We start from the raw sequence: 6,208 nt of genomic DNA, 5'->3' as shown, positions 1-6,208 counted from the left end.
TGTTCGTAATTCATATTATTAATCTAATTTTTTCTTTTATTTTACCTAGAACGAGCGCACTTTCGCAAGAGGTCTAAGTTAAAAGTTAAAAAATTCTTCCCTTTCCCTGTTCCTTCTTACCTGTGGCTTCTTCCCTGTTCCTTCTGCCTTCGCCTAAATCTGTTATCTTAAATAGATAAGTCTGCCCGATCGCCCTCTTCGGACAGACGTTTCGGTAAATAGTGGCTTTCAACTCTAAATTCTAATTCTGCTTAAATATCTGTGCGCGTTAACCTCACCGATCGGCAACAACACATCCTTTGGGCAACGGTTCGCCACTACATAGCTACAGCGGAACCCGTTGGCTCAAAAGCTTTGGCTGACGAATTCAACCTCAGCGTCAGCCCAGCTACAATTCGCAATGCGATGGGGACTCTTGAAAAAGCTGGACTGCTTTATCAGCCCCACACTTCGGCAGGACGAGTCCCCTCTGACTCCGGCTACCGAATTTACGTAGACCAGTTAATTCAGCCGTCTGATACGCTGGCCCGCAAGGTGGAACAGGTACTAGACCAGCTCAATTGGTCGGATGGTCGCATGGACGCGGCACTCCGTGGCGCTGCTCAAATCCTTGCCACTATCAGCGGTTACATAGCAATGATCACCATACCGCAAACCAATATGGCTTGCTTGCGCCACTTACAACTGGTGCAGCTAGAGGCGGGAAAGGTGATGCTGATCGTGGTGACGGATGCCTACGAAACTCAGTCGGTTTTGGTGCAGTTGCCGAGGGACGCAGAAGGTAACACGCCTGATGTTGAAATCGTCGATCGCCAATTGCAGATTTTGTCGAATTTTTTGAACCGCAAGTTGCGGGGACGATCGCTCTTGGAACTCTCGGCTGTAGACTGGAGCGAGTTAGACCGGGACTTTGAGCTGTACGCTGAGTGGATGGGAACCATGCTGACTGCTTTGAGCAGCCGCCAAAGCAATCCAACCTACACGCGGATTCTGATCGGCGGTTTGGCAGAAGCCCTGCGCTTGCCTGAGTTTTCGCAGTTGCAGCAAGTTCAAACCCTGGTGCAACTGCTCGAACAAGAGCAGGAACTGCTTTGGCCTTTGATTTTTGAATCGCCTGAGTTGGACACCCCCGGCAAGCGGGTAACGGTGCGTATTGGTTCGGAAAATTCCTTAGAACCAATTCGTGGCTGTACTCTGATTTCTTCGACTTACCGCCGAGGATCGGTGCCGGTGGGTAGTGTTGGGGTTTTGGGGCCGACGCGGATGGTTTACGAAAATGCGATCGCGGTGGTGGAAGCTGCGGCGGATTATTTGTCAGAAGCTATTGGCGGAAATCGAGTTAGTTTTCCTGATGGCGATCGAGGGCGATCGGAGCAGCCCTTGTTAGATGCACCCTAACGTGATAGCCCCAAGCTTAACTGGCTTGGGGTTTTATTGTCTGTGGAGGTACTCGCAACCTTTATCAACCGGGTTTTGTGACAAAAAACCTAGGCTTTTATCCCACATTCCGCACCCTGGGGTGTTACACAGCATAATTACGCAGAAAACTATATTTTAAAGTAATAAATTATACGTCTCAAAAGTTTTTTATCCGTTAATATACGGTATTATAGGATAACTTAGAGTTTTATTGCTGGATCAAAATAAGTAAAAACCGATAGTGGCAGTTGAGGGTGCGGAATGTAGTTTTATACTCTTTTTGGGGTAAGAAACTAACGCTTCGCGCTTGAGCAGAAAGTTTCGTAAACAACCCGGTTTCTGCGTCCATGAGCGGCTCGGAAAGTGGCAGGAGTTGGGGGCGATAGACTTTCCGGCGATCGGGGCTTAAGATGGCGATGCCGAGCGATCACGCATTTACAGAAAGTGGTCGCGGAGTGTTAGTCGAATGGCAGGTTTAGCAGCCCAACCCATCAGTTTTGTTGCAAACCCGGTGGGCGATCGCCCGCTCTAGGTATAGCTGCTGCGACAAATAAATTGAGGAGGCGCGAACCCCGCGATCGTCGATTCGCAAGGCAGCAGAAGGTCAAAATATTAAGACATTTTAGAGAGTTCGTCAAAAACAACTAAAAAAGATTAGTGTGGATAGGAAAGCAATATTTCTTTTGGGAATAGCCCGGGTTAGACAATTGCAAATAACTTGCAGTGAATTTGGCTTGATTGCCACTCCATAAAAAATTAACCGCTGAGTTAAGATCGAAACGAAATTTAGGGAATTTTCTTTTAGCATTCAATGAAATCGACTGATAAAACTAAAAATACCTTTGCGATAACAACGCCTCTGTATTATGTAAACGATTTACCTCACGTTGGCAGCGCTTATACGACTATGGCTGCGGATGCCCTAGCCCGATTTGAGCGGCTGCGGGGCAAATCTGTTTTGCTGGTTACGGGCACGGACGAACACGGGCAGAAAATTCAACGGACAGCCGAGAGTTTGGGACGATCGCCCCAAGCTCACTGCGATTCAGTAGTTCCGGCGTTTGAGGCGCTGTGGGAGCAACTCGACATCCAGTACGATCGCTTCATCCGCACAACTTCGAGGCGCCACGAGTACATTGTCAAAGAATTTTTCCAGCGCGTCTGGAACTCCGGCGACATCTACTTGAACCAGCAACAAGGCTGGTACTGCGTCTCCTGTGAAGAATTCAAGGATGAACGGGAATTGTTGCCGGGAAATCGGTGCTCCGTCCACACCAGCAAGGAAGTTGAGTGGCGCGACGAGGAAAATTACTTTTTCCGTCTGTCGCGCTATCAAGACCAACTGCTGGCTTTGTACGCAGAACGTCCCGACTTCATCGCGCCGGAAAGCCGACGCAACGAAGTGCTCAGTTTCGTCAGCTCTGGACTGCAAGACTTTTCGATTTCTAGAGTAAATCTCGAATGGGGTCTGCCAATGCCAGTTGACCCCAGTCACAGCATCTACGTCTGGTTTGACGCTTTGCTGGGATACGTCACCGCCTTGCTAGATCCGGACAGCGACCCGCTGTTGGAGAATGCTTTATCTAAATGGTGGCCGGTTGACTTGCACTTGATCGGCAAAGATATTCTTCGCTTCCACGCAGTTTACTGGCCGGCAATGCTGATGTCAGCGGATCTGCCGGTGCCGGGTCGCGTCTTCGCACACGGGTTTTTGACCAAAGACGGCAAAAAAATGGGGAAAACGGAGGGTAATACTTTAAACCCTGTCGAATTGGTCAACAAATACGGCGCTGATGCAGTACGTTACTATTTCCTCAAAGAAATTGAGTTCGGAGAGGACGGCGATTTTAACGAAACTCGGTTTATCAATATATTGAATGCTGAGCTAGCAAACGATTTGGGGAATTTGCTTAATCGTACCCTAAACATGGCTCGCAAATATTGCGGTGCCTGCGTACCAAATGTGTTGGGAGAAAACATTGACGGCGACAACCTTCTCAAAGCTATGAGCCAGGATTTGGGCGATCAAGTAGCGGGTTTTTATGAAGACTTGGCTTTTAGCAAGGCTTGCGAAGCCGTGCTTGCATTAGTTCGAGCCGGGAACAAGTTTATTGACGTTCAAGCACCTTGGAGTTTGTACAAGCAGGGACAGATAGAAAGTGTTGAACAAGTGCTATATTCTGTTCTGGAATCTGTTAGACTAGCATCTTACCTTTTATCGCCGATTATTCCCAATATCAGCAACGCTATCTATCAGCAGCTAGGTTTTTCAATTGACTTTAACGATCGAGTTACAGTTAACAGTTTAGCGAATTTTGCAGCTCATGCTGCCTGGGGCGCTTTGCCGGCAAACCAAACTCTGGGGGAACCCCAACCTGTTTTTAAGCGGCTCGAACTGCTGTAAACAGTACCTTCATAGTAGGCAGCCAGCGCTCTGGGTGTTATGACAGACTACGAATTAGCAGTTATTTCCTTACCAATCTTTCATAAAAATTGAGGCATAACAATCATGTTGAATAGAATAGAAAGCAACGACCTTTTTACGCCGGAACAGGTTCTAGAAAATCGGGGTAGAGTGGCAATTTTTATTGACGGTTCTAACCTTTTTTACGCAGCTTTGCAGTTAGGAATTGAGATTGATTACACTAAGCTGCTGTGCCGTTTAACTGCGGGCTCGCGGCTGCTGCGCTCTTTCTTCTACACGGGTGTCGATCGCACTAACGAGAAACAGCAGGGATTTTTGCTGTGGATGCGCCGCAACGGCTACCGCGTGATTTCTAAGGATTTGGTACAGTTGCCAGATGGTTCTAAGAAGGCGAATTTGGATGTAGAAATCGCTGTGGATATGATGGCTTTAGTGGGGTCTTACGACACGGCGGTACTGGTCAGCGGTGACGGCGATTTGGCTTATGCTGTAGACGCTGTGAGCTATCGCGGTGTGCGGGTTGAGGTGGTCAGTTTGCGATCGATGACGAGCGACAGTTTGATTAATGTAGCCGATCGCTATATCGATTTGGAAATGATCAAGGACGACATTCAAAAAACATCGCGCCCTAATTATGCTTACCGTCCTTTGTCGGGTCTGAGCTTGATGGAGGAACACGACGACAGATAGGGAATTGGTAATGGGAAATTGGTAACAGGTAATGGGTGATGGGTTGAATCATTAAAAATTAGAAGTTAAAAAGTTAGACAAAGTAGGACGGATTTTTAATTTTTGATTAAATTTTTCTCAATACCCAATTATCAATTACCAATTCCCAGTTGCCAATTCCCAATTAGCGATTACCACTTCCCAATTGCCAATGATTAATCTCAAATCCCCAATTCCCAATGTCAAATCCCCAAAATTGGTGTTGCTATTTTTAGCAGCACTCATTTTGGGGATTGCTGCTTGTGCGACTCCGCAAGAGAGTCAAAAGAACAAATTAGCGGAGGATCTCAAAACTGCTCAAAAGTCAAACAGCACTTTAACTTTAAACAAAGTAACCCTAGAACAAGCAAACGAAAAGGGCGAAACGTTCTGGAAAGTAAACTCTCAAAATGCCATTTACAGCAAAGACAAAAAGATAGTAAACGTTCAGAAACCTGTGGGCAAATTGTTTCAGGATGGCAAAGAAATTTACGACATTCAGGGAGAAACGGGGCAGGTATTTCAGGAAGGAAATCAGGTTTTCCTCAAAGGTAACATAGTCGCTACTGACCTAAAAAATGGAGTGGTATTGCGAGGAAATGAGTTGGAGTGGCGGCCGAAGGAAGATGTTTTAGTTGTCCGCAACAATTTGACGGGAGAGAACAAACAGGTGACGGCTTCAGCCAAGGAAGCGCGGGTTTTCAGTAGGGCTAAGAGGATGGAGTTATTCGGCTCTGTGGTGGCGAATGTTAAAGATCCCGCTTTGCAATTGCGAACAGAGCACTTAGTGTGGTTTGTAGATCAACAAAAAGTAAACAGCGACAAACCGACTCAAATTGACCGATACAAAGATAAAACAGTAACAGACAGCGGTTTTGCCGACCAAGTAGATGTAGACTTAAAAACCAAGATTGCGACGCTGACGCAAAACGCTCAGTTGATGCCATCAGAGCCGCCGCTGCAAATAGAAAGCAGTTTAATGAGTTGGAATTTTCCCGCGCAATATGTGATATCGCCTGGGCCTGTGAAGGTTTTTCACCGGGTGGAAAAGGTGACGATGACTGGGGATACGGGGCGGGGAGATTTACAGAAAAAAGTTTTTTATTTGACCGGAAATGTGGTAGGAATTGGTGAAAAACGTCAAGCTCAATTAAATACCGATCGAGTAACGTGGTATTTAACTAACCAGACTTTCGACGCAGAAGGAAATGTGGTTTACAAGCAACTCAATCCGGTGTTTAATTTGACTGGGCCGAGGGCGGCGGGAGAGTTAAAAAATCAAACTGTGATTGTCAAAGGCGACGGTGGCGGCGGCCAAGTGGTTACGGAATTTGTACCGGACGAGTACAAGAAAAATTTGGGACCGTAGATGGGATTGCAACCGCTGATGAGCGCTGATGAACGCAGATAAGTAGTTAAGCAAAATTAATTACATAATTATCTCCAAATTCTTTAAGAATTTTTTCTACAGATGAAACAAGAGATTGCCAGCTCGAGTAGGCATCTATTTCGAGCCATTGATATTTGATAAACCGCCACAAAATCTCAATTAAATTCAATTCCGGTGAATAAGTAGGCAATCATTGGTGACAAGTTAAGGCTCAAAGCCCGTTGTCAAGGGAATTTTCGGTGGTGGCTCAAAGAACAAGGGCTCCC

The 6,208-nt window shown here is 46.5% G+C and carries 5 protein-coding genes and 1 pseudogene; 4 read left to right on the top strand and 2 right to left on the bottom strand.

Going from position 1 to position 6,208, the window contains the following annotated elements; translation table 11 throughout:
- Positions 1 to 85 precede the first annotated feature (85 nt).
- Positions 86 to 232, bottom strand: coding sequence for a hypothetical protein (locus QT996_RS27950; protein WP_333050719.1), 147 nt, complete (start codon positions 230 to 232; stop codon positions 86 to 88).
- A gap of 23 nt (positions 233 to 255) precedes the next feature.
- Between QT996_RS27950 and hrcA the strand changes: the two genes are divergently transcribed.
- The 4 genes from hrcA to lptC all read left to right on the top strand — a co-directional run bounded on the left by hrcA (position 256) and on the right by lptC (position 5,921).
- On the top strand, positions 256 to 1,398 hold the full coding sequence (gene hrcA, locus QT996_RS27945) for a heat-inducible transcriptional repressor HrcA (RefSeq protein ID WP_445243951.1): 1,143 nt from the start codon (positions 256 to 258) through the stop codon (positions 1,396 to 1,398).
- 832 nt (positions 1,399 to 2,230) lie between these two features.
- Positions 2,231 to 3,823: a methionine--tRNA ligase gene (metG, locus tag QT996_RS27940; RefSeq protein WP_333050715.1), complete on the top strand. Its 1,593-nt coding sequence runs from the start codon at positions 2,231 to 2,233 to the stop codon at positions 3,821 to 3,823.
- 105 nt (positions 3,824 to 3,928) lie between these two features.
- Positions 3,929 to 4,534, top strand: a complete 606-nt coding sequence (locus QT996_RS27935; protein ID WP_006631885.1) for a LabA-like NYN domain-containing protein — start codon at positions 3,929 to 3,931, stop codon at positions 4,532 to 4,534.
- A gap of 190 nt (positions 4,535 to 4,724) precedes the next feature.
- Positions 4,725 to 5,921: an LPS export ABC transporter periplasmic protein LptC gene (gene lptC, locus QT996_RS27930; protein ID WP_333050714.1), complete on the top strand. Its 1,197-nt coding sequence runs from the start codon at positions 4,725 to 4,727 to the stop codon at positions 5,919 to 5,921.
- Positions 5,922 to 5,967: 46 nt separating this feature from the next.
- Here lptC and QT996_RS27925 read toward each other — a convergent pair.
- Positions 5,968 to 6,132 (bottom strand): annotated as a pseudogene (locus tag QT996_RS27925) (transposase); the annotation flags it as partial.
- Positions 6,133 to 6,208 lie beyond the last annotated feature (76 nt).

It is taken from the genome of Microcoleus sp. S13C4 (assembly GCF_036700865.1).
Taxonomy (GTDB): Bacteria; Cyanobacteriota; Cyanobacteriia; order Cyanobacteriales; family Microcoleaceae; genus Microcoleus.
Note: the sequence above shows the minus strand (reverse complement) of the source record. Positions and strands in the feature narration are given on the sequence as shown.

Bases quoted from the DNA above. Each gene is read 5' to 3' on its own strand.
- metG (WP_333050715.1), top strand. From the start codon at position 2,231: ATGAAATCGACTGATAAAACTAAAAATACCTTTGCGATAACAACGCCT.
- QT996_RS27935 (WP_006631885.1), top strand. From the start codon at position 3,929: ATGTTGAATAGAATAGAAAGCAACGACCTTTTTACGCCGGAACAGGTT.
- lptC (WP_333050714.1), top strand. From the start codon at position 4,725: ATGATTAATCTCAAATCCCCAATTCCCAATGTCAAATCCCCAAAATTG.